Origin of the sequence: Sphingomonas sp., assembly GCF_019746015.1 — a bacterium.
In the GTDB taxonomy this organism is placed as follows: domain Bacteria; phylum Pseudomonadota; class Alphaproteobacteria; order Sphingomonadales; family Sphingomonadaceae; genus Sphingomonas.
Window position 1 is genome coordinate 17,742 of the sequence record NZ_JAIESM010000032.1, and the last position, 19,528, is coordinate 37,269.

Annotated in this window: 18 protein-coding genes; 11 read left to right on the forward strand and 7 right to left on the reverse strand. The window is 70.1% G+C overall.

What is annotated here, in order from left to right; genetic code table 11:
- Positions 1–3 precede the first annotated feature (3 nt).
- Complete coding sequence (gene tpiA, locus K2Y03_RS04515; protein ID WP_294088603.1) at positions 4–747, reverse strand: triose-phosphate isomerase; 744 nt, start codon at positions 745–747, stop codon at positions 4–6.
- 127 nt (positions 748–874) lie between these two features.
- On the opposite strand from tpiA, the gene K2Y03_RS04520 reads away from it, so the two are divergent.
- Together K2Y03_RS04520 and K2Y03_RS04525 are read left to right on the forward strand one after the other, a co-directional pair.
- A complete protein-coding gene (locus tag K2Y03_RS04520; protein ID WP_294088605.1) occupies positions 875–2,824 on the forward strand; it encodes a peptidylprolyl isomerase in 1,950 nt (649 codons plus the stop codon).
- Positions 2,824–4,326: an anthranilate synthase component I family protein gene (locus tag K2Y03_RS04525; protein ID WP_294088606.1), complete on the forward strand. Its 1,503-nt coding sequence runs from the start codon at positions 2,824–2,826 to the stop codon at positions 4,324–4,326. Before K2Y03_RS04520 ends, K2Y03_RS04525 begins: the two co-directional genes overlap by 1 nt.
- Positions 4,327–4,342: 16 nt before the next feature.
- Here the strand turns inward: K2Y03_RS04525 and K2Y03_RS04530 are convergent, their stop codons facing one another.
- A complete protein-coding gene (locus K2Y03_RS04530) occupies positions 4,343–4,756 on the reverse strand; it encodes a hypothetical protein (protein ID WP_294088607.1) in 414 nt (137 codons plus the stop codon).
- Between the two features lie 128 nt (positions 4,757–4,884).
- Here K2Y03_RS04530 and K2Y03_RS04535 point away from each other — a divergent pair, with 128 nt between their 5' ends.
- The 4 genes from K2Y03_RS04535 to moaC are packed head-to-tail and all read left to right on the forward strand — an operon-like array spanning position 4,885 to position 7,744.
- A complete protein-coding gene (locus K2Y03_RS04535) occupies positions 4,885–5,469 on the forward strand; it encodes an aminodeoxychorismate/anthranilate synthase component II (protein ID WP_294088608.1) in 585 nt (194 codons plus the stop codon).
- Entirely contained in the window at positions 5,466–6,461 is a 996-nt protein-coding gene (trpD, locus tag K2Y03_RS04540) for an anthranilate phosphoribosyltransferase (RefSeq protein ID WP_294088610.1), read from the forward strand. The genes K2Y03_RS04535 and trpD overlap by 4 nt, the downstream gene beginning before the upstream one ends.
- Entirely contained in the window at positions 6,458–7,267 is an 810-nt protein-coding gene (gene trpC / locus K2Y03_RS04545; protein ID WP_294088612.1) for an indole-3-glycerol phosphate synthase TrpC, read from the forward strand. Before trpD ends, trpC begins: the two co-directional genes overlap by 4 nt.
- Before the next feature lie 9 nt (positions 7,268–7,276).
- The gene (gene moaC, locus K2Y03_RS04550; RefSeq protein ID WP_294088614.1) at positions 7,277–7,744 is read left to right on the forward strand and encodes a cyclic pyranopterin monophosphate synthase MoaC; all 468 of its coding nucleotides are present in this window, start codon (positions 7,277–7,279) and stop codon (positions 7,742–7,744) included.
- A 3-nt stretch (positions 7,745–7,747) separates the two neighbouring features.
- On the opposite strand, the gene K2Y03_RS04555 is transcribed toward moaC, so the two are convergent.
- Together K2Y03_RS04555 and K2Y03_RS04560 are read right to left on the reverse strand one after the other, a co-directional pair.
- On the reverse strand, positions 7,748–9,139 hold the full coding sequence (locus K2Y03_RS04555; protein WP_294088616.1) for a hypothetical protein: 1,392 nt from the start codon (positions 9,137–9,139) through the stop codon (positions 7,748–7,750).
- A complete protein-coding gene (locus K2Y03_RS04560) occupies positions 9,136–9,777 on the reverse strand; it encodes an ATP-binding cassette domain-containing protein (protein WP_294088618.1) in 642 nt (213 codons plus the stop codon). Before K2Y03_RS04560 ends, K2Y03_RS04555 begins: the two co-directional genes overlap by 4 nt.
- Positions 9,778–9,881: 104 nt before the next feature.
- Between K2Y03_RS04560 and glp the strand changes: the two genes are divergently transcribed.
- Together glp and lexA are read left to right on the forward strand one after the other, a co-directional pair.
- Complete coding sequence (gene glp, locus K2Y03_RS04565; protein WP_294088620.1) at positions 9,882–11,063, forward strand: gephyrin-like molybdotransferase Glp; 1,182 nt, start codon at positions 9,882–9,884, stop codon at positions 11,061–11,063.
- 63 nt (positions 11,064–11,126) lie between these two features.
- Positions 11,127–11,780 carry a transcriptional repressor LexA gene (gene lexA, locus K2Y03_RS04570; RefSeq protein ID WP_294088622.1) on the forward strand — a complete coding sequence of 218 codons (654 nt, stop codon included), beginning with the start codon at positions 11,127–11,129 and terminating at the stop codon, positions 11,778–11,780.
- On the opposite strand, the gene K2Y03_RS04575 is transcribed toward lexA, so the two are convergent.
- Complete coding sequence (locus K2Y03_RS04575) at positions 11,774–13,948, reverse strand: ComEC/Rec2 family competence protein (protein WP_294088626.1); 2,175 nt, start codon at positions 13,946–13,948, stop codon at positions 11,774–11,776. The two genes, lexA and K2Y03_RS04575, sit on opposite strands and share 7 nt — an antisense overlap.
- A 29-nt stretch (positions 13,949–13,977) precedes the next feature.
- Here K2Y03_RS04575 and gltX point away from each other — a divergent pair, with 29 nt between their 5' ends.
- The 3 genes from gltX to K2Y03_RS04590 are packed head-to-tail and all read left to right on the forward strand — an operon-like array spanning position 13,978 to position 16,914.
- Positions 13,978–15,402: a glutamate--tRNA ligase gene (gene gltX / locus K2Y03_RS04580; protein WP_294088628.1), complete on the forward strand. Its 1,425-nt coding sequence runs from the start codon at positions 13,978–13,980 to the stop codon at positions 15,400–15,402.
- Positions 15,403–15,421: 19 nt separating this feature from the next.
- Positions 15,422–16,708: a citrate synthase gene (locus K2Y03_RS04585; RefSeq protein ID WP_294088630.1), complete on the forward strand. Its 1,287-nt coding sequence runs from the start codon at positions 15,422–15,424 to the stop codon at positions 16,706–16,708.
- Positions 16,705–16,914, forward strand: a complete 210-nt coding sequence (locus tag K2Y03_RS04590; RefSeq protein WP_294088632.1) for a hypothetical protein — start codon at positions 16,705–16,707, stop codon at positions 16,912–16,914. Before K2Y03_RS04585 ends, K2Y03_RS04590 begins: the two co-directional genes overlap by 4 nt.
- A 156-nt stretch (positions 16,915–17,070) precedes the next feature.
- Here K2Y03_RS04590 and K2Y03_RS04595 read toward each other — a convergent pair whose 3' ends face one another.
- Both K2Y03_RS04595 and K2Y03_RS04600 read right to left on the reverse strand, forming a co-directional pair.
- Entirely contained in the window at positions 17,071–18,423 is a 1,353-nt protein-coding gene (locus K2Y03_RS04595; protein ID WP_294088634.1) for a PAS domain-containing sensor histidine kinase, read from the reverse strand.
- Positions 18,420–19,526 carry a DUF2336 domain-containing protein gene (locus K2Y03_RS04600; protein WP_294088635.1) on the reverse strand — a complete coding sequence of 369 codons (1,107 nt, stop codon included), beginning with the start codon at positions 19,524–19,526 and terminating at the stop codon, positions 18,420–18,422. Before K2Y03_RS04600 ends, K2Y03_RS04595 begins: the two co-directional genes overlap by 4 nt.
- Positions 19,527–19,528 lie beyond the last annotated feature (2 nt).

Here is a 19,528-nt window from a genome sequence, read left to right on the forward strand (position 1 = left end):
CGCTCAGCCCCCGGCGCCGGCCGCGATGATCGGCACGAACTTGGCTGCCGTCAGGCTCGCGCCGCCCACCAGCGCGCCGTCGACATTGGCAGTCGCCAGCAGCGCCGGCGCATTGTCGGCCGTCACCGACCCGCCATAGAGCAGCCGCACCCCCGCGCCCGCCGCGCCCAGCCGTTCGACCAGCGCCGCGCGCAACGCCGCGTGCATCTCGGCGACGTCACCCACTTCGGCGACGCGACCGGTGCCGATCGCCCAGACGGGCTCATAGGCGATCGACAGCCACTCACCCCCCGCCCCCGCCGGCAGCGAACCTGCAAGCTGGCCGGTGACGACCGCCACCGCGCGCCCGGCGTCGCGCTCGGCCAGCGTCTCGCCCACGCACAGAATCACCGTCAGCCCGTGGCGGCGCGCGGCCTCTGCCTTGGCCTTCACCTCGGCATCGCTCTCGCCCTGCGCGGCGCGACGCTCGCTATGGCCGACAATGGTGAAGCGTGCGCCCGCCTCGCGCGCCATCGCTGCCGAAACGCAGCCGGTATGGGCGCCCGCATCCGCGCCGTGCACATCCTGCGCGCCGATCGCCAGGGCCGGCACGCGCGCGGCGGCGGGCGCGATCAGCGTCGCCGGCACCGCGATGCCCACCTCGGGCGCGCCACCCTCGCCCGCTGCCACGGCAATCGCGTCAAGCTCGGCCAGCGCCGCCAGCGACCCGTTCATCTTCCAGTTTCCCGCGATCAGCTTGCGCTGCATGGCGCCCTCCCCCCAATGTGCGTTTGCCGCGCTCTAGCGCAGATGCCGTGCGGCGCAACCTTGATGCTTTTGCCAAGCCCCCCTAAAGCGCACGGTTCCAGTCACCATCAACGGTATCCAATCGCTTATGCTCAGCCTGTTCCGCCGCATCATCTATTCGCGCCTTGGCGTTATCGTGGCGCTGGCGGCGCTGATGGTGATCGCGGTCGCCTTTGTGCTGGGCGACGTGACCGGGGTGCAGAGCGCGGCGGGCACGGCGGACACCACCGTCGCCACCGTGGGCGGCAAGAGCATCAGCGCGGCCGAGTTCCGCCAGCGCTTCAAGAACGATCTCGACGGTTTCCGCCGCCAGCAGCCCGGCCTGACCGCGCAGCTTTACGCAGAGGCTGGCGGGTTCGACGGCACGCTGAGCCGCATGATCGCCGGGCTGGCCATGGAAGAGTTCGCGAAGCAGAACGGCATGGCGGTGCCCAAGTCGATGGTCGACCAGCAGATTGCCGCCATTCCCAATTTCCAGGGGTTGGACGGCAAGTTCGACCAGAAGACCTATGAAACGCTGCTGCGCCAGATCGGACAGACTGATCGCGGCCTGCGCGCCGACATCGCCCGCAGCGTGCTGAACGAGCAGCTGACCACGCCGATTCTGGCCGCCCGGCAATTCCCGCAGCAGCTGGCGCAGCCCTATGCCTCGCTGCTGCTGGAAAAGCGCAGCGGGACGATCGCGCTGATCCCGGCGCAGGCCGTGGCCAGCACCGCCGCGCCGACGGAAGCGGAAATCACCACTTTCTACAAGCGCAACCAGGGCCGCTATCGCCTGCCTGAACGGCGGGTGATCCGTTATGCGATTGTCGCGCCGCAGACGCTGGGCGCCGCCGCCACCACGCCGACCGAGGCGGAGATCGCCGCTGCCTATCGTGCACAGGCGGCCCGCTTTGCCGCCAGCGAAAAGCGCGACGTGCAGCAGGTGGTGGTGCCGGACCGGGCGAAGGCCGACGCGCTTGCCGCGCAGGTGAGGGCAGGCGCCGCGCTTGCTGTCGCGGCCAAGGCCATCGGGCTGGAAGCGGCGAGCATCCCCGGCATCGACCGGGGCAGCTATGCGGGGCGCACCAGCGCGGATCTGGCCGCCGCCGTGTTCGCCGCACCGCGTGGCGGCGTGGCCGGGCCGGTCAAATCGCCGCTGGGCTGGACGGTCGCGCGCGTCGACAAGATCGAGAAGGTCGCGGCCAAGACGCTCGATCAGGCGCGCGCCGAGCTGACCACCGAACTCACCACCCGCAAGACCGCCGAGGCGATGACCGCCGCGCAGGACAGGATCGGCGACGCGATCGACTCGAAGGCCACCTTCGACGAGCTGGTGCAGGGCCAGAAGCTGCAGGCCGCCACCACGCCCCCGGTAACGGCCGAGGGGCGCGATCCCGCCAATCCTGCGCTCAACCCCAACCCGCTGATCCAGCCGATCCTGAAGGCGGCGTTCGCCACCGATCCCGACGAAGGCGTTCAGATCGCCCCGATGGGCGAGCGCGACGGCACCTTCGCCATTGTCAGCGTCGCGCGCATCGTGCCGCCGGCCACGCCGCCGCTTGCCGAACTGCGCGAGGTGCTGGTGCGCGACTTCATCGTCGACCGTGCCCGCCAGGCCGCGCGCCAGGTTGCCGCCAAAGTGGTGAGCGCGGTGAACAGCGGCACCCCGCTCAGCGAGGCGCTGAAGGCAACCGGGCTGAAACTGCCCCCCACCGAAGCGGTGAACGCCAGCCGCGCCCAGCTGGAAGCGTCGCAGGGCCGCCCGGCCCCGGCGCTGGTGCTGCTGTTCAGCATGGCCAACAACACCGCCAAGCTGATCGAGGCACCGCAAAATGGCGGCTGGTTCGTGCTCCACCTGACCCGCATCGACCGTGGCGATGCCAGCGCGACGCCGGCCATCGTGGCGGCGCGCCGGGCGGAGCTGGGCGGTGTGATCGGGCCCGAACTGGCCGAACAGTTCGTCAAAGCCGTCCGCCGCCAGCTGAACGTGAAAGTGAACGAGGCCGAGGTCGCCCGGCTGCGCGCCGAGCTGGTCGGCGGCACCACTGCCCCCTGATGCAGGTGCAGGGACTGGCAGCGGCGCGCGCGGCGCTGGCGGCGGGGCGTCCCGCGCTGCTGTGGCAGGTGCGGCTGGCCGACACCGACACGCCGGTTGCCGCCGCACTGAAGCTGATCGAGCCGGGGCGCGGCGACTATCTGCTCGAATCGGTGGAAGGCGGCGCGGTGCGCGGCCGTTACTCGATGATCGGCCTTGCCCCCGATCTGGTGTTCCGCGCCGCCGGCGATACCGCGTCGATCAACGCGCACTGGCTGCACGACCCGAACGCCTTCACCGAGTGCGCGGCGCCCACGCTTGCGGCGCTGCGCGCACTGGTCGACAGTTGCCGGATGGACGTGCCCGCCGCGCTGCCCCGGGCACTCGCCTGTCTGGTCGGCTATTTCGGCTATGAAACGGTGGGGCTGGTCGAGCGGCTGCCGCGTGCCGCCGACCCGGGCCTTGGCCTGCCCGACATGATGTTCGTGCGGCCAACGGTGATCCTGGTGTTCGACCGGCTGAGCGACCAATTGTTCATCGTCGCGCCGGTCTGGCCGGGCGGCGCGGCGGAGGCGACGCTGAGCGCGGCTGCCGAACGGATCGAGGCGACGGCGGCACGGCTGGCCACCGCGCCGCTGCCCGCGCCCGCCCGCGCCGAGCCGCACCCGGTGGCGCTGGCCCCGGTGCTGGGCGACGGCGCCTATGCCCGCATGGTCGCCCGCGCCAAGGACAATATCGAGGCGGGCGACATTTTTCAGGTGGTGCTGGCGCAGCGCTTCACCGTGCCCTTCACGCTGCCCCCGTTCGAGCTTTACCGCGCGCTGCGGCGGATCAACCCCTCGCCCTTCCTCTATTTCCTCGATCTGCCGGGCTTTGCACTGGCCGGCTCCAGCCCCGAAATCCTGGTGCGGGTGCGCGATGGCGAGGTGACGATCCGCCCGATTGCCGGCACCCGCCCGCGCGGCCGCGATGCTGAGGAGGATGAGGCGAACCGCCAGAGCCTGCTCGCCGACGCCAAGGAACGCGCCGAGCATCTGATGCTGCTCGATCTTGGTCGCAACGATGCAGGCCGCGTGGCGGAGGCCGGGTCGGTCCGCGTGACCGACAGCTATGGCATCGAATTCTACAGCCATGTCATGCACATCGTCTCCAACGTCACCGCGCGGCTGGCCGCCGGGCATGACGCGATCGACGCGCTGTTCGCGGGCTTTCCCGCCGGCACCGTCTCCGGCGCGCCAAAGGTGCGCGCGTGCGAGATCATCGCCGAGCTGGAGCATGAAGCGCGCGGCGCCTATGCCGGCGGCGTCGGCTATTTCTCGCCCGATGGATCGATGGACTCGTGCATCGTGCTGCGCACCGCCGTGGTGAAGGACGGGGTCATGCACGTTCAGGCCGGCGCCGGCATCGTCGCCGACAGCGACCCCGCCTATGAACAGCGCGAATGCGAGGCAAAGGCCGGCGCCCTGCTCGCCGCCGCGCGCGAAGCGGTGACGCGGGCGGCAGGATCAGATTTCGGGCAATAGGCCGGTCTGGCGACGGTTATGGCACGCCCGGCTGCGTGCGGCCGGCGGCCCAGTTCTGCAGCAGGATGTTGGTGCAGCCGGTAAAGCCCGCCGTGCCATTGGGCGAACAGGTGAAGGGCAGCCCGCTTGCCCGGCGCGCCTCTGCATCCAGCGCCAGCGCGCGCGTGGCCCAGCTCTGGCTGGCTGGCCCCACCGGCCCGTCGCGCAGCCGCACCGGAATGCGATAGGGGCTTTCGGACGGCGCGCACACCACCACTTCATTGCCCTCGGGCTTGGGGCAGGTCTGGCCGGGGGTGAGGAGGATGCTGCGGATGCGCTGCGGCGGCTCGCCCTGCATCGTGCCATCGTCGAGCGTGATGACCTGTCCCGACTGGGCCAGCAGCGGCGCGGGCGCGGCCATGGCGAGCAGGGCAATCAACCATCGGGACATTCGCTTCACCCTCCATCGCCGGGGCGCCAGGTTCATCCGGCCCGGCTGAACCCAGCATGTATGGGCAATTGCAGCACATGCAAGGCGCAGGTTGCGCTGGCGCGCCGCATAGCTATGTCGGCGACACGATGATTTTGGTGATCGACAATTACGACAGCTTCACCTGGAACCTGGTCCATTATCTGATGGAGCTGGGGGCACAGGTGCAGGTGGTGCGCAACGACGCGCTGACCGCGGCCGAAGCGGTGGCGACCAACGCCCATGCCTTTCTCATCTCGCCGGGGCCGAAAACGCCCAACGAAGCGGGCATCTCGCTCGATCTGGTCGCCGCCTGTGCCGAGGCGGGCAAGCCGCTGCTGGGCGTGTGCCTGGGCCATCAGGCGATCGGCCAGCATTTTGGCGGGCGCGTGGTGCGTGGCGGGCTGATGCACGGCAAGACCAGCCCCGTGCGGCATGACGGCACCGGGCTGTTCACCGGTCTCCCCTCGCCCTTCACCGCGACGCGCTATCACTCGCTGATCGTGGAGGGCGCGCCCGACGAGCTGGTGGTGAACGCCACCGCCGATGATGGCTCGGTAATGGGTTTCCGCCACCGCACGCTGCCCATCCACGGCGTGCAGTTCCACCCCGAAAGCATCGCCACCGAGCATGGCCATGCAATGCTGGCCAATTTCATGGCGCTGGCCGGCATGTCGCCCCGGCCGCGCGGATGAGCGTGGCCACCACCCTGCCCGATCCCGCCCATCCGCTGAGCGCCGAGGCGGCGGCAGCGGCCTTTGCCGACATTCTCGACGCGCGGGTGAGCGAGGAGGCGATTGCCGATTTCCTGATCGCGCTCACCCGGCGTGGCGAGACGGCAACCGAAATTGCCGAGGCGGCCCGGGCACTGCGTGCGCGGCTGATCCCCATTGCCGCGCCCGCCGGCGCCATCGACGTGTGCGGCACCGGCGGTGACGGGCACCATACGCTCAACGTCTCGACCGCGGTGTCGCTGATCGTCGCGGCATGCGGCGTGCCGGTCGCCAAGCATGGCAACCGTGCCGCCTCGTCCAAGGCGGGGGCGGCCGACACGCTGGAGGCGCTGGGGCTGGACATGGCGCGCGCCGGGCGGCTGGCCGAGGCGAGCCTGCGCGACCTGGGCATCTGCTTTCTGTTCGCGGCGAACCATCACCCGGCGATGCGGCGCATCACCCCCATCCGCCAGCGGATCGGCAAGCGCACCATCTTCAACCTGATGGGGCCGCTCGCCAACCCCGCGCAGGTCGACCGCCAGCTGATCGGCATTGCCCGGCCCGATTATGCGCCCGTCTATGCGCAAGCGCTGGCGATGCTGGGCACCGGGGCCGCGCTCGTTGTCTCGGGCGAGGAGGGGCTGGACGAACTGTCGGGCGCCGGGCCGAGCGTGGTCGTCACCGTCGGCAGCGCGTCGCTTGCCGCCCGCGTGATGCCGGAGGATGCCGGCCTACCCCGCCACCCGATCGCCGCGATCCGGGGCGGCGACCCGGCCTATAATGCGGCAGCACTGCGCCGCCTGCTGCTGGGCGAGGCGGGTGCCTATCGCGATGCGGTGCTGCTGAACGCCGCCGCCGCGCTGGTGCTGGCGGGCCATGCCGCCGATCTGAGAAGCGGGGCCGAGGAGGCACGCGAAGTGCTCGACAACGGCCTTGCCCATGCCCTGCTCAATTGCTGGATAGCCTATTCGTGACCATTCTTGACCGCATATTGGAAACCAAGCGCGCCGATGTCGCCGCGCGCAAGGCCTGCACGCCGTGGAGCACGCTCGATGCGCTTGCCGCCGGGCAGACCGCGCCGCGCGGCTTTCGCGCCAGCCTGGACCGGCGCGCCGCGACCGGCCCGGCGCTGATCGCCGAGATCAAGAAGGCGAGTCCCTCAAAGGGCGTGATCCGCGAGCATTTCGATCCCCCCGCCCATGCCCGCGCCTATGAAGCGGGCGGTGCCACCTGCCTGTCGGTGCTGACCGACGAGCCGTGGTTTCAGGGCAGCGACGCCTATCTGGCTGCCGCGCGGGCGGTGTGTGCGCTGCCCGTGCTGCGCAAGGATTTCATGGTCGACCCCTGGCAGGCGGCCGAATCGCGCGCGCTGGGGGCGGATGCCATTCTGCTGATCATGGCCGCACTCGACGATGCAACGCTTGCCGAGATCGAAGCCGCCGCCATCGACCTGGGCATGGACGTGCTGGTCGAGGTGCACGACGCGCGCGAAATGGAGCGCGCGCTGAAGCTGAAATCGCGCCTGATCGGCGTCAACAACCGCGACCTGCGCGATTTCTCGGTCAGCTTCGAGCGGACCTATGAACTGGTGGCCAAGGCACCGCCGGACTGCACCTTCGTCGCCGAAAGCGGGCTTTCCAGCCGCGACGATCTCGACGCGATGCGCGCGCGCGGCGTCCACTGCTTCCTGGTCGGCGAGGCGTTGATGCGCGCCGATGATGTGGAAAGCGCGACCCGCGCGCTGCTTGGCGGCTCGACGGCGGCCGGCGACGCGGGCTAGACTGGCGCCATGCCCCGGCTGACCCATCTGGACGACAGCGGCGCCGCGCAGATGGTGGATGTCGGCGCGAAGCCCGCCACCGCGCGCACCGCAACCGCGCAAGGCCGCATTGCCATGTCGGCCGACGCCATCGCCGCGATCCGCGCCGGCACGCTCAAAAAAGGCGACGCCTTGGCGGTGGCGCGGCTGGCCGGCATCATGGCCGCCAAGCGGACGAGCGACCTGATCCCGCTCTGCCATCCGCTGCCGCTCACCCATGTCTCGGTCGATCTGGCGATGGATGAGGAGGGCGTCACCGCCACCGCGCACTGCGCCTGCACCGGGCCGACGGGCGTGGAGATGGAAGCGCTGACCGCCGTCTCGATCGCGCTGCTGACGCTTTACGACATGGCCAAGGCGATCGACCGGGCGATGGTGATCGGCCCCGTCCGCCTGATCGCCAAGGCCGGCGGCCGCTCCGGCGACTATTCCGCCTGAAGGTTAGGTCGACAGGTAACCATACCAGAGCACCAGCAGCACCAGTCGCGGTGCGAACGCCGATCGGCTGATTGTGGCGAGCGCCATCGCCACCAGCGATGCCCCCGCGCCGACCGCAAGCGCCAACAGCATCGGCTCGACCGACAGCCGGATCGCCGCGGCGGGCAGCGCGAGCAGCAGCGCCCAACCAGATCCTGCCATGACGAACGCCAGCCGCCGGAGCATCGGCGACAGGAACGTGGTCTGTGTGAGCGCCAACAGCCCGCGCGCCTCGCTCCGCCCCGCATGCGCGACCAGCCCGAAGATCAGCAGCAACAGCGCGGCCGGGCTGCCAATGTGCCGATAATCGCCAAACAACCCGGCAACTGCGGCAGCAGCGGCTGCCAGCAGGAATAGTCGCCCGGAACCGATCAGCCGAAATTCACCAAGCACCAGCCCGGCAAGCGGCAGTGCGATGCCATGCGCTGGCGGCGCCTCCGCTACGACCGCAGGCGGCGGACCTGCCGCCAGCCACCGGTCGACTGCCGTGGCCACCCGGCCTCTGCGACGCGCAACATGCGGCTGGTACAGCAACCCGGCCAACGCCGCGATCAGCACTGCGATTCCCGCCCAGGCAAAGCGCGACGCAATATAGCCCTCGGCATACAGCCCTTCGAACACGTCGAGCCGTACCCGCCCCGGTTTCAGGGCATTGGTCGAACCGATCGAGAAATCGGGGCCGCTCGAGGGCGCCGTCCCCACCATCGGCCGCACAAAACCGGGAAAGTCATACATGTTGACAGAAAAGCTGGTCGGCAGATCGCTCACGGCAGCGGGCATCGCAATGCTGACCAGCCACAGGATGAAGAACGCCACATCGCCCCAGGCGCCGCGCGTCAATCGCACGGCATCAAACAGGATGCGGATCGCCGCCACGCCGATCAGCGACGGTGCTGCGATCAGCCACAATGTCCAGCTGATCACCACCACGTCGAACGGCCCCGACACGATCAGCCACCCGAGAAAACACCCCGCGAGCGTGAGTGTGGCGAGCATGCCGAGCATCACGCTCGCGTCTGCCGCCCAGCGCCCGAGCGCGATTGCCATGCGCGATGCGGCGCTGACTTCCTCGATCTGCCAAGGCTGGCGTCGCATCACATTAGACCGAAGATAGAGATAGGCGACCGGCAGCAGCAGCGTCGACACAACGATGCCGAGCGAGACGCCCAACATGCCCGATGTCATGATCGGTAAATGATCGCGAATCGCGACCTGCACGCCCGTTCCATCGTCGCGCGCAACCATGAAGCGCGCGCCAACCGGCCCCGCCAGCAGCACCAGCCACAGCCCCCAGCTCCGCGAATAACGGCGCAGGCTGGTGATCAGCGATGATCGCGCGATAGCCAGCCTGTTCATGCGTCGCTGACGCGCCCGTCGGCGACGTACAGCATCGCCTGCGCGTGGGGCGCGAGCTTGTCGGCAATGTGGGTGGTCATCACCACCGCTGCGGTACGGGCGTACTCCAGCATCAATTGGCCAAGCCGATGCGCGGTATCACCGTCGAGCTCGGCTGTCGGCTCGTCGAGCGCAAGCAGCTTCGGCGTTCCCAGCAGGGCCTGCGCAAAGATCAGGCGGCGGCGCATGCCCCCGGAATAGGTAGAGATCCGGCGGTTGATGTCAGGATAGAGCCCGATCGCGTCGGTGATCGTCGCGAATTGCCGGTCGGCAGCGGCAAGGTCCAGTCCTTTCAGGGCCGCGATGTGCATCGCGAATTCGCGCGCCGTCAGGTCATCGGGCAAGTCGACGGCTTGCGGCGCATAGCCGAGCACGCGTCGCAGCGCGCCCCGCGCCCGCGGCAAGTCTTCCCCCTGCCAGCTCATGCGCCCGCTGCTCGGCTTTTCGGCGGTCGCGATCAGCCGCAACAGGGTCGACTTGCCCGCGCCGCTTGGCCCCATCAGCAGCGTGAGGCCAGCGGACAAGCCGATCGTCACGCCACTCAGCACGTGCTTGCGGCCATAGGATTTGGCGATGTCGTCAAGTTGGAGAAGCGTCATGAAGGTACCTTACGTGTGTAATGCAGTTGAGGCAAAGCCGTTGCGCGGTCGGCACGGCTTTCCAGCGCTTCGCAACGATCCCGGGATGTGCCATTGGCAGATGCATGTCGTTGCTTTCCGTCATCGACGCGCAGGCGCGGCTGTTTGCGCTGGCGCCGCGCGTGCCGGCGATCACGCTGCCGCTCGGCCAGGCCGCCGGGCATTGGCTGGCCGCCCCCCTGATCGCCCGGCGCAACCAGCCGGCGGCGGACCTGTCGGCGATGGACGGTTATGCGCTGCGCTTCGCCGATCTGCCCGGGCCGCTGCGCGTGATTGGCGAAAGCGCGGCGGGGCGGGCCTTTGATGGCGCCGTGGCTGCGGGCGAAGCAGTGCGCATCTTCACCGGCGCCGCGCTTCCCGCCGGCGCCGACACCGTGATGGTGCAGGAAGAGGCCGCGCGCGAGGGCGATCTTGTCCGCCAGAGCGGTGACGGGCCGGGCCGCATCGGCCGGCATGTGCGCCCGCGCGGCATGGATTTTGCGGCGGGCGCCATGCTGCTGCCCGCCGGCGCGCGGCTCTCCCCCGCCGCCATCGCGCTTGCCGCCGCGGCCGGGCATGGCGCGCTGCCGGTCAACCGGCGCCTGCGCATCGCCATTGCAGCGACTGGCGACGAGCTGGTGCCGCCCGGCGCCGAGACGGGCACCGACCGCCTGCCCGAGGCGAACGGGGTGATGCTGGCCGCGCTTCTGCGCGACCTGCCAGTGGTGGTCGAGGATCTGGGCATCCTGCCCGACCGGCTGGCGGAGCAGACCGCCGCCTTTGCCGGCGTCAGCGCCGACATTCTCGTCACCAGCGGCGGCGCGTCAGTGGGGGAGCATGATCTGGTCCGCCCCGCGCTCACTGCGGCTGGCGCGACGATCGATTTCTGGCGGATCGCGCTGCGCCCGGGCAAGCCGCTGATGGCCGGCCGGCGTGGCGAGACGATGGTGCTGGGGCTGCCGGGCAATCCGGTGTCGGCCTTCGTCACCGCCACGCTGTTCCTGCGCCCGCTGATCGCGGCGATGGCGGGCGCGGCCGATCCGCTACCCGTGTGCCTGTCGGCAAGGCTGGGCGCGGCACTCCCCGCCAATGACGGGCGCGAGGATTATCTGCGCGCGACGCTGACAGGTGGCATCGCCACCCCCGCCCCGGTGCAGGACAGCGCGATGCTGGCCACGCTGGCCGCCGCGCAGTGCCTGATCGTGCGCGCGCGCCACGCCCCGGCCGCGGCAGCGGGCGAGGCCGTGCAAATCCTTTCCATCGCTTGACTTCGCGCATTTCGTTGCCTAATCGTTCAATGTCTGTTCCAGACGGGAATGGGAGGAACGCCGATGCTGACGCGCAAGCAGCACGAACTGATCTGCTTCATTGAAGACCGGCTGCGGGAAACCGGGGTCTCGCCCTCGTTCGAGGAAATGAAGGAAGCGCTGGACCTGAAGTCAAAGTCCGGCGTGCACCGGTTGATCAGCGCGCTGGAGGAGCGGCAGTTCATCCGCCGCCTACCCAACCGCGCGCGCGCGCTGGAGGTGCTGCGCATGCCCGAACGCGGCGCGCCCAAAAAGACGCCCGCCAATGTGCGCCCGGCACCGCAACCGGCCAATGACGTAGTCGAAATCCCGCTGCACGGGCGGATCGCCGCCGGCGTGCCGATCGAGGCGTTCGAGGATTCGGCGATGCTGGCGGTGCCGGCTGCGCTGCTCGGCGGCGGCGACCATTATGCGCTGGAGGTCGCCGGCGACTCGATGGTCGATGCCGGCATTCTGGACGGCGACTATGCGCTGATCCGCCGCACCGATGTGGCGCGTGATGGCGAGATTGTCGTGGCGCTGATCGACGATAGCGAGGCGACGCTCAAATATTTCCGGCGCGAGGGCGCAATGGTGCGGCTGGACCCGGCCAACCGCGCTCATGATCCACAGCGTTACCACCCCAGCCAGGTGCGCATACAGGGCAAGCTGGCCGGGCTGCTCCGCCGCTATCACTGATCGCGCGGGCGCCCCGGCAGCAAAGGCGGGCGGCGCCAGGGATGCGCGTCGCCCGGCCGGTTGACCGCCGTCACCCGGCCGGACGCGAGCGTGATCGCCACGCCGCCGGTAGCGCTTAAAGCGGCCCGGTCGAGCTTCAGCCAGCGCGGGGTGCAGCGGCGCGGCAGGCGGCGCTCGCTGATCGCGATGTCGGCGGCCGCGCACGCCGCCAGCAACGGGGTTATCGGCACCCGGTCCAGGCTGCGGGTGGCAAGAATCCGCCAGCGCCGCCCGCCCGCCACCCGCTCGATCAGGCACAGGTCGCGGCTGCACCGGGCATCGTCCGCGCCGTCGATCAGCCAGGGCGCGCCATCGACCCCGCCATTTTCAGCGAGCACCGACTGGACATAATCGCCCGCGCGCTCGCGCAGCATCGCCAGCCGGCCATCGGCCAGCCGCACCGCGACATGGCGCCCGTCGCCGGTCACCAGCAGGTCGGGCGCCGGCGTCAGCACCGCCCAGAGCGCGCCCGCCATGATCGGCGCCGCGCCCAGCAACCGCCAGCGCGTGCGCCACAGCACCAGCCACAGCCCACCCAGCACGATCAGCGCAAACGCCCCGGTCGGCATCGCCGGCAGCAGCGCGACGGCCCCCGGCACGGCGGCGGTCGTCCGCGCGATCCACAGCAATGCCTCCAGCGCCACCCAGGCCAGCGCCCAGAACGGCGCGCCCAGCCCCGGCAGATCAGCCAGCAGCGCCAGCGCCTCAACCGGCATGATGACGAAGGTGGTGAGCGGAATGGCGACGATATTGGCCAGCGCGCCGTAAATCCCGGCCTTGTGGAAATGATAGAGCGCGATCGGCGCAAGCGCTGCCTCCACCACCAGCCCGGTGATCAGCAGCGCCGCCAGCCGCCGCGCCGCCCAGCGGCCCCACCCCTCCTCGCGCGGGGCGAGCAGCGCGCGAAACGGTGCTGCCTCCCCCAGCGCGACGATGGTGGCAACGGCAGCGAAGGACAGCTGGAAGCTGGGGCCGGCCAGCGCCTCCGGCCAAAGCAGCAGCACGGCAATCGCGCCCGCCGCCACCAGCCGCAGCGTCATCGCCGCGCGGCCCGCCGCCAGCGCGACCAGCACCAGCAGCGCGGCGACACAGCTTCTGACCGTCGGCACCTCTGCCCCGGTCAGCACCGTATAGCCGATCGCCGCCAGCGCCGCCGCGCCCGCCGCAACCAGCGGCAACCGCACCCGCGTCGCCAGCCAGGGCGACAGCGCCAGCAGCCGCAGCACCGCCAGCATCACCGCGCCGACCACGGCGGTGATGTGCAGTCCGCTGACCGACAGCAGATGCGCCAGGCCGGAACGGCGCATCGCCTCGGCATCATCGGCGGTGATCGCGCCCTGATCGCCGGTCGCCAGCGCCGCTGCTATCCCCCCGGCGCTGCCCTCCAGCCGCGCCTGGATATGCGCCGACAGCGCCCGGCGCAGCTCGCCGCCCGCCGGCCCCGCCCGCAGCAGCTCGATCGGGCCAAAGCCCCGCCCCGTCGCGCCAATGCCGGCGAACCAGGCAATGCGCGCATAGTCATAAGCACCAGGCAGCGCCGGCCCCGGCGGCGGCAGCAACCGCGCGCCCAGCCGCAGCACCGCCCCCGCGCGCAGGTCCGCCGGCGCATCGGCAATGTCCAGATTCACCCGCACCCGCGCCGGCAGCGCGATGGCGGCACCGCCCGGCACTTCCGCCGCCTGTGGCAACAGGGTCAGCCGCACCAGCCCGCGCGGCGGCAGGGGCTCCACCCGCTCGACCTGCGCCGTCATCGTCACCACCACCGGCCGCGCCAGCACGGGTGCCGCCACCGCCCCCGCGCGCAGCCAGATCAGCGCCAGCCCCAGCGCCGCCAGCCCAGCGCCCAGCGCGACCGCGCGCGCGCCGCGCCCCCCGCGAAACCCGGCAATCGCGGCCGAGGCGAGCGCCAGCAGGCCCAGCAGCGCCAGCGCCCAGTCGCGCGGCCCGGGCAGCACGAACCACAGCGCAATGCCCCCGCCCAGCGCCACCGGCACCCACAGGAACAGCTGGTCGGCCTCCCCCTCCAGCCAGTGTTCAAGCCCGGCGGCGGCGGCGCGACTCCACCCCCCCGCCGCGATTTGAAGCGGCGCGATCTGCGTGCTAGAGGCCGTGCCGCCGATCCTGGCCATGACCTTCAAATTACTGGGAGCAGCAGCGCTTGGGCGCAACTTCTGATTTCGGCGCGGGCAGCATCGTCACGCGCTTTGCGCCGTCGCCGACCGGCTTCCTGCACATTGGCGGCGCCCGCACCGCACTGTTCAACTGGCTGTTCGCGCGCCGGCATGGCGGCAAGTTCCTGCTGCGGATCGAAGATACCGACCGCGCCCGCTCCACCGATGCCGCGATTGCCGCGATTCTCGACGGTATGCGCTGGCTCGGCCTCGATTGGGATGGCGACGAGGTCTATCAGTTCAGCCGCGCCGCCCGCCATGCCGAGGTCGCGCGCAGCCTGCTGGCCAGCGGCCATGCCTATCGCTGCTACGCAAAGGCCGAGGAGCTGGAGCAGCTGCGCGAGCAGCAGCGCGCCGCCAAGCTGCCGCTGCGCTATGACGGGCGCTGGCGCGAGCGCACCGACTGGCCCAACGACACGCCCTATGTCATCCGCTTCAAGGCGCCGCACGGCGGGCAGCTGACCATCGAAGACCGGGTGCAGGGCGCGGTGACCGTCGCCAATGACGAGCTGGACGACATGGTCCTGCTGCGGTCGGACGGCACCCCCACCTATATGCTCGCGGTGGTGGTGGACGATCACGACATGGGGGTGACGCATGTCATCCGCGGTGATGATCACCTGAACAACGCCTTCCGCCAGCTGGCGATGATCAAGGCGCTGGGCTGGTCCGAGCCGGTCTATGCTCATGTCCCCCTCATCCATGGGTCGGACGGCGCCAAGCTCTCCAAGCGCCACGGCGCGCTGGGGGTTGAGGCGTACCGCGACGACATGGGCATCCTGCCCGAGGCGCTGGCCAATTACCTGCTGCGGCTGGGCTGGGGCCATGGCGATGACGAGATCATCAGCCGCGATCAGGCGACTGAGTGGTTCGACATTGCCGATGTCGGCCGCGGCCCCTCGCGGTTTGACCTGAAAAAGCTCGAAAATCTGAACGGGCATTATATCCGCGCGGCCGATGATGCGCGGCTGGCCGATCTGGTCGCGGCGCGGCGCGGCATTGCCCCGGGCAGCGCGGCGCATGCCCTGCTCGTCCGCGCGATGCCGGCGCTGAAGCCGCGCGCGGCCAATCTGCTGGAGCTGGCCGAGGGTGCCGGCTTCCTGTTCGCCGCGCGCCCGCTGTCGCTCGATGCCGCCGCCAGCGACCTGCTGACGGCCGATGCACGCGGCTTACTCACGCATGTGCATGCCGCGCTTGACGCAGTGCCGCAGTGGGATACGGAAAATCTGGAACCAGCGGTGCGCAATGTTGCCGAATCCCAAGGTTTGAAGCTAGGGATGGTGGCGCAACCGCTGCGGGCGGCCCTGACGGGTCGCAAGACATCGCCCGGGATTTTCGAAGTGCTCGATCTGCTCGGGCGCGACGAAAGCCTCGCCCGCATCGCCGACCAGATGGCCGTTCCGGCCGCATGAACAAGAAGGAACTGATCGCATGACCGATACCGCCAAGCTGACCGCCAACGGCGCCGATCATGATTTCAAGGTGCTGCCGGGTTCCGTCGGGCCGGAAGTGATCGACATCCGCAAGCTTTATGCCCAGACGGGCATGTTCACCTTCGACCCCGGCTTCACCAGCACCGCCGCGTGCGAATCCGCCATCACCTATATCGATGGCGACGAAGGCGTGCTGCTCCACCGTGGCTATCCCATCGGCCAGCTCGCCGAACATTCCAGCTTCATCGAGGTCTGCTACCTGCTGCTGAACGGCGAGCTGCCCAACCAGGCGGAAATGGACGAGTTTTCGTACACCATCACCCGCCACACCATGCTGCATGAGCAGCTGGCGACCTTCTATCGCGGCTTCCGGCGCGATGCGCACCCGATGGCGGTGATGTGCGGCGTGGTGGGTGCGCTGAGCGCCTTCTACCATGATTCGACCGACATCACCGATCCGCGCCAGCGGATGATCGCCAGCCACCGGCTGATCGCCAAGATGCCGACGATCGCAGCGATGGCGTATAAATATTCGGTGGGGCAGCCCTTCCTCTATCCCAAGAATTCGCTCAGCTACACCGGCAATTTCCTGCGCATGACCTTTGGCGTGCCGGCCGAGGATTATGAGGTGAACCCGGTCGCCGAGCGCGCGCTGGACCGCATCTTCATTCTCCATGCCGATCACGAGCAGAACGCGTCGACCTCCACGGTGCGGCTGGCGGGGTCGTCGGGCGCCAATCCCTTTGCGTGCATCGCGGCGGGCATTGCCTGTCTGTGGGGCCCGGCGCATGGCGGCGCCAACGAGGCCGCGCTCAACATGCTGCGCGAGATCGGCACGCCCGACAAGATTCCGCACTATATCGCCCGCGCCAAGGACAAGAACGATCCGTTCCGCCTGATGGGCTTTGGCCACCGCGTGTACAAGAATTACGATCCGCGCGCGACCGTGATGCAGCAAACGGTGCGCGAAGTGTTCAAGGCGATGAACGTCACCGACCCGATCTTCGAAGTGGCACTGCAGCTGGAAGAAATGGCGCTGAAGGACGATTACTTCATCGAAAAGAAGCTGTTCCCCAATGTGGACTTCTATTCGGGCGTCATCCTGTCGGCAATCGGCTTCCCGACGACGATGTTCACCGCGCTGTTCGCGCTCGCGCGCACGGTCGGCTGGGTTGCGCAGTGGAATGAAATGATCGCCGACCCCGAACAGAAAATCGGCCGCCCGCGCCAGCTCTACACCGGCCCGACCCAGCGCGATTATGTGCCGCTCGGCCAGCGCGGATGAATGACGGACAGGGGCAGCGCGTCCGCATCGGCCTGACTGTCATCGGCGCGCTGGGCACGGCCATGGGGTTGCTGTGGGTCGCTCAGGGGTTGGGCTGGGTCCATTGGCCGCCCGAAAGCTTCATGCTCGACCAGCGCCCCTGGGCGGTGCGCGGCGCGGCGCTCGCGCTGGCGGGGATCGGCGCGATCATCTGGGCGCGGCGTTAGCGGCCAGCCAATCCGTTGCCCCGGCCTTGAGCCGGGGCCGGGCTACCCGGTGCAACCGCTGAGAAAGAAGCCAAGCGCCGGCTCGGGGGCCGGGGTGACGTGAAGCTGTTGGCATCGCGTCCTCCAACCGGGTTCAGGACGTCAAAGAACCGCCCCCTACCGCGCCGGCAGCGAGACGATGAAGCGCGCGCCCTGCCCCGGTGCGCTGTCCACCATGATGTCGCCGCCCATCGCGCGGGCTAGGCGCCGGGCGATGTAGAGCCCCAGGCCCGATCCGCCGGGCTCGCTGGCGTCGACACGCTCGAACTTGCCGAAGATGCGGTCCTGATCCTCCAGCGCGATGCCCTTGCCCTGATCGGCGACGATGGCGATGGCGCGGTCGCCGTCGCGGTCGCAGCGCACCCACACGGTCGCGTCGGCGGGCGAATAGCGCACCGCATTGCCGATGAGGTTGACCATGATCTGCAACACGCGGCGAAACTCGCCGGTGGCGGGCAGGCTTTCGTCATGACCGGGCTTGTCGATGCGCACGCGCGCGGCGGCGGCGCGCACCTGCAGCAGCCCGGCGGCGCGGCGGCCGATATCGGCAAGGTCGATGGGCTCGGCGGCCGGCTTGTAATCGGGCCGTTCGATCGCCTGCAGGTCGACCAGATCGTCAACCAGCCCCAGCAAATGGCGGCCGGCGGCGGCAATATCGGCCGCGTAATCGGCATAATCCTGGCGCAGCGGCCCCTCGGCCTGCGCGTTGATGCTGTCGGCATGGGCGATGATCCGCCCCAGCGGCGCACGCAGCGCCGCGTCGAGCCGGGTGGTGAAGGCGTCGCTCGCCTCGGCCGGCATCGCGGCGGGCGCGGGCATGTCGATCGCCACCCCGTCCAGCCCGGCAAAGCCGCCCGTCGCATCGGCCAGCGGCACCGCCGACAGCAGCACCTGCGCGCCATTCGCGCGCAGCACCGCGCGCTGGCCGCTGAACCGCTCGCGCAGCGCCAGCGCGCCCAGCATGGGCAGCTTGCCATCCTCGCCTTCGCGCACGCGGAACAGCGCCGTCACCGGCTTGCCGAGCAGCGCGGCGGGATCAAAGCCATGGCGGCGCCCCGCCTCCAGCGCGACATGGGTGAGCCGCAGCGCCCCGTCGGCGGACCAGGCCCAGCCACCCTCGCCCGCCACGAAATCGCGCGCGCGCGGCGCATCGACCGGCGTCACCCACGCACCGCGATGGCGCCAGCCGGTGATCGCCAGCCGCACGCCGCCGTCGCTCTCGGGCGTCGCGCGCACCCACAATTCCAGATCCTCGCCCCCGTCGGCGACCACCACCGCGCGCGACACCAATGTGCGCAGCCGCTGGGCCAGCCGGGCCAAGGTCGCCAGTTGCGGCACGGCGATCGGCCGGCCGATCTCGCCACCGGCGCCTGCGTTCAGCATCGCCAGCCGCTCGTCGGCGCTGGTCAGCCGGCCGGCGGCATCGATGCTGGCGTGCACCACCGGGAGCGCGGGGTCGATCAGGTTCATGCCCCCGCCTCCAGCCGGGCGCGGGCCGCGCGCAGATCGGGGTGGAGATAAAGCGGCGCAAGGGCTCCACGTGCCGCTGTTGGAGAGACTGCCATGATGCAATCCAAAGTATCTGCGAAATACTCTACATCGCGGCGCGGATCGGCATCGCACAACGCCAGCCCGATCGCGGCAATGGTCGGCCGGTCCAGCCCGGCGGCGCGCAGCATCAGCCAGAATCGCTCGGGCGCCGGATCGAGCAGCGCGTCGCGCACATCCTCCTCCGCCAGCCCCAGCCGCTGGGCAAGCAGCGCAACGAACATCGGCACCCGCCGGTCACCCAGCGCACCGATCAGCAGCGGCGGCAGTTCGGCATCACCGGGGCGCAACGTGGCGGCAAGCCGCTGCGCCACGGCTTCTGCCCGGTCGCCCTCGTCATGCGCGGCGAGTGCCTGTGCCGCGCCCTCGGTAAGCGCGGTGTCGAACGCGGCCTGTTCTTCGGTCGTCGCCGGCATGAGAGCACGGTGGAGCACGGCAGCCGCGCCCCAGACCAGCCGGTGATGCAGCTCGGCGCTCACATCGCCGCGCGAGGCCGCCCCGTCCAGCGCATCGCGCCGGCGGGCATCGGCGACCAGCATCGATGCGGCGGCTGCGGCGACCATGCCGTCCTTGTCCTCCGCCAGCCGGACGAGCAGGCTTGGCCGGTCCTCCTCATCGGGGGCGGCCAGCGGCAGCGCGTCGGCCAGCAGCGCCTGCCCCGCCCGGCCCAGCAATTCGCGCGCGACAAAGGCCTCGGCAAACAGCCCGGCGGCCGCCAGCGCGGGATAGGCAATGCGCTCCTCTCCCGCCAGCACCAACGCAAGCTCAGGCAGGCCCGCCGCCACCAGCCGGCGCCCGGCGGCCTGGCGCACATCGCCCTCGACCAGCGCGCACAGCCGCTCTGCCATGCGCTGCACGGTCAGCCGGGTGCGCTCGTTCAGGCGGAATTCGTCAGGCAAGCCAAGGTCATCGATCGCGGCCCGCAGGCGGCGATCGGCGCGCACGTCATCCCCTGCCCCGCGCGCGAGCAAGTGGCTGGCGCCGGGCATGGCGCCATCGTTCATGTCGTCTCCGACGATCGACATGG

Bases quoted from the DNA above. Each gene is read 5' to 3' on its own strand.
- K2Y03_RS04600 (WP_294088635.1), bottom strand. From the start codon at position 19,526: ATGTCGATCGTCGGAGACGACATGAACGATGGCGCCATGCCCGGCGCC.
- lexA (WP_294088622.1), top strand. From the start codon at position 11,127: ATGCTGACGCGCAAGCAGCACGAACTGATCTGCTTCATTGAAGACCGG.
- K2Y03_RS04590 (WP_294088632.1), top strand. From the start codon at position 16,705: ATGAATGACGGACAGGGGCAGCGCGTCCGCATCGGCCTGACTGTCATC.
- K2Y03_RS04530 (WP_294088607.1), bottom strand. From the start codon at position 4,756: ATGTCCCGATGGTTGATTGCCCTGCTCGCCATGGCCGCGCCCGCGCCG.
- glp (WP_294088620.1), top strand. From the start codon at position 9,882: ATGTCGTTGCTTTCCGTCATCGACGCGCAGGCGCGGCTGTTTGCGCTG.
- K2Y03_RS04585 (WP_294088630.1), top strand. From the start codon at position 15,422: ATGACCGATACCGCCAAGCTGACCGCCAACGGCGCCGATCATGATTTC.
- moaC (WP_294088614.1), top strand. From the start codon at position 7,277: ATGCCCCGGCTGACCCATCTGGACGACAGCGGCGCCGCGCAGATGGTG.
- K2Y03_RS04555 (WP_294088616.1), bottom strand. From the start codon at position 9,139: ATGAACAGGCTGGCTATCGCGCGATCATCGCTGATCACCAGCCTGCGC.
- K2Y03_RS04520 (WP_294088605.1), top strand. From the start codon at position 875: ATGCTCAGCCTGTTCCGCCGCATCATCTATTCGCGCCTTGGCGTTATC.
- trpD (WP_294088610.1), top strand. From the start codon at position 5,466: ATGAGCGTGGCCACCACCCTGCCCGATCCCGCCCATCCGCTGAGCGCC.
- tpiA (WP_294088603.1), bottom strand. From the start codon at position 747: ATGCAGCGCAAGCTGATCGCGGGAAACTGGAAGATGAACGGGTCGCTG.
- K2Y03_RS04535 (WP_294088608.1), top strand. From the start codon at position 4,885: ATGATTTTGGTGATCGACAATTACGACAGCTTCACCTGGAACCTGGTC.
- K2Y03_RS04595 (WP_294088634.1), bottom strand. From the start codon at position 18,423: ATGAACCTGATCGACCCCGCGCTCCCGGTGGTGCACGCCAGCATCGAT.
- K2Y03_RS04525 (WP_294088606.1), top strand. From the start codon at position 2,824: ATGCAGGTGCAGGGACTGGCAGCGGCGCGCGCGGCGCTGGCGGCGGGG.
- K2Y03_RS04575 (WP_294088626.1), bottom strand. From the start codon at position 13,948: ATGGCCAGGATCGGCGGCACGGCCTCTAGCACGCAGATCGCGCCGCTT.
- K2Y03_RS04560 (WP_294088618.1), bottom strand. From the start codon at position 9,777: ATGACGCTTCTCCAACTTGACGACATCGCCAAATCCTATGGCCGCAAG.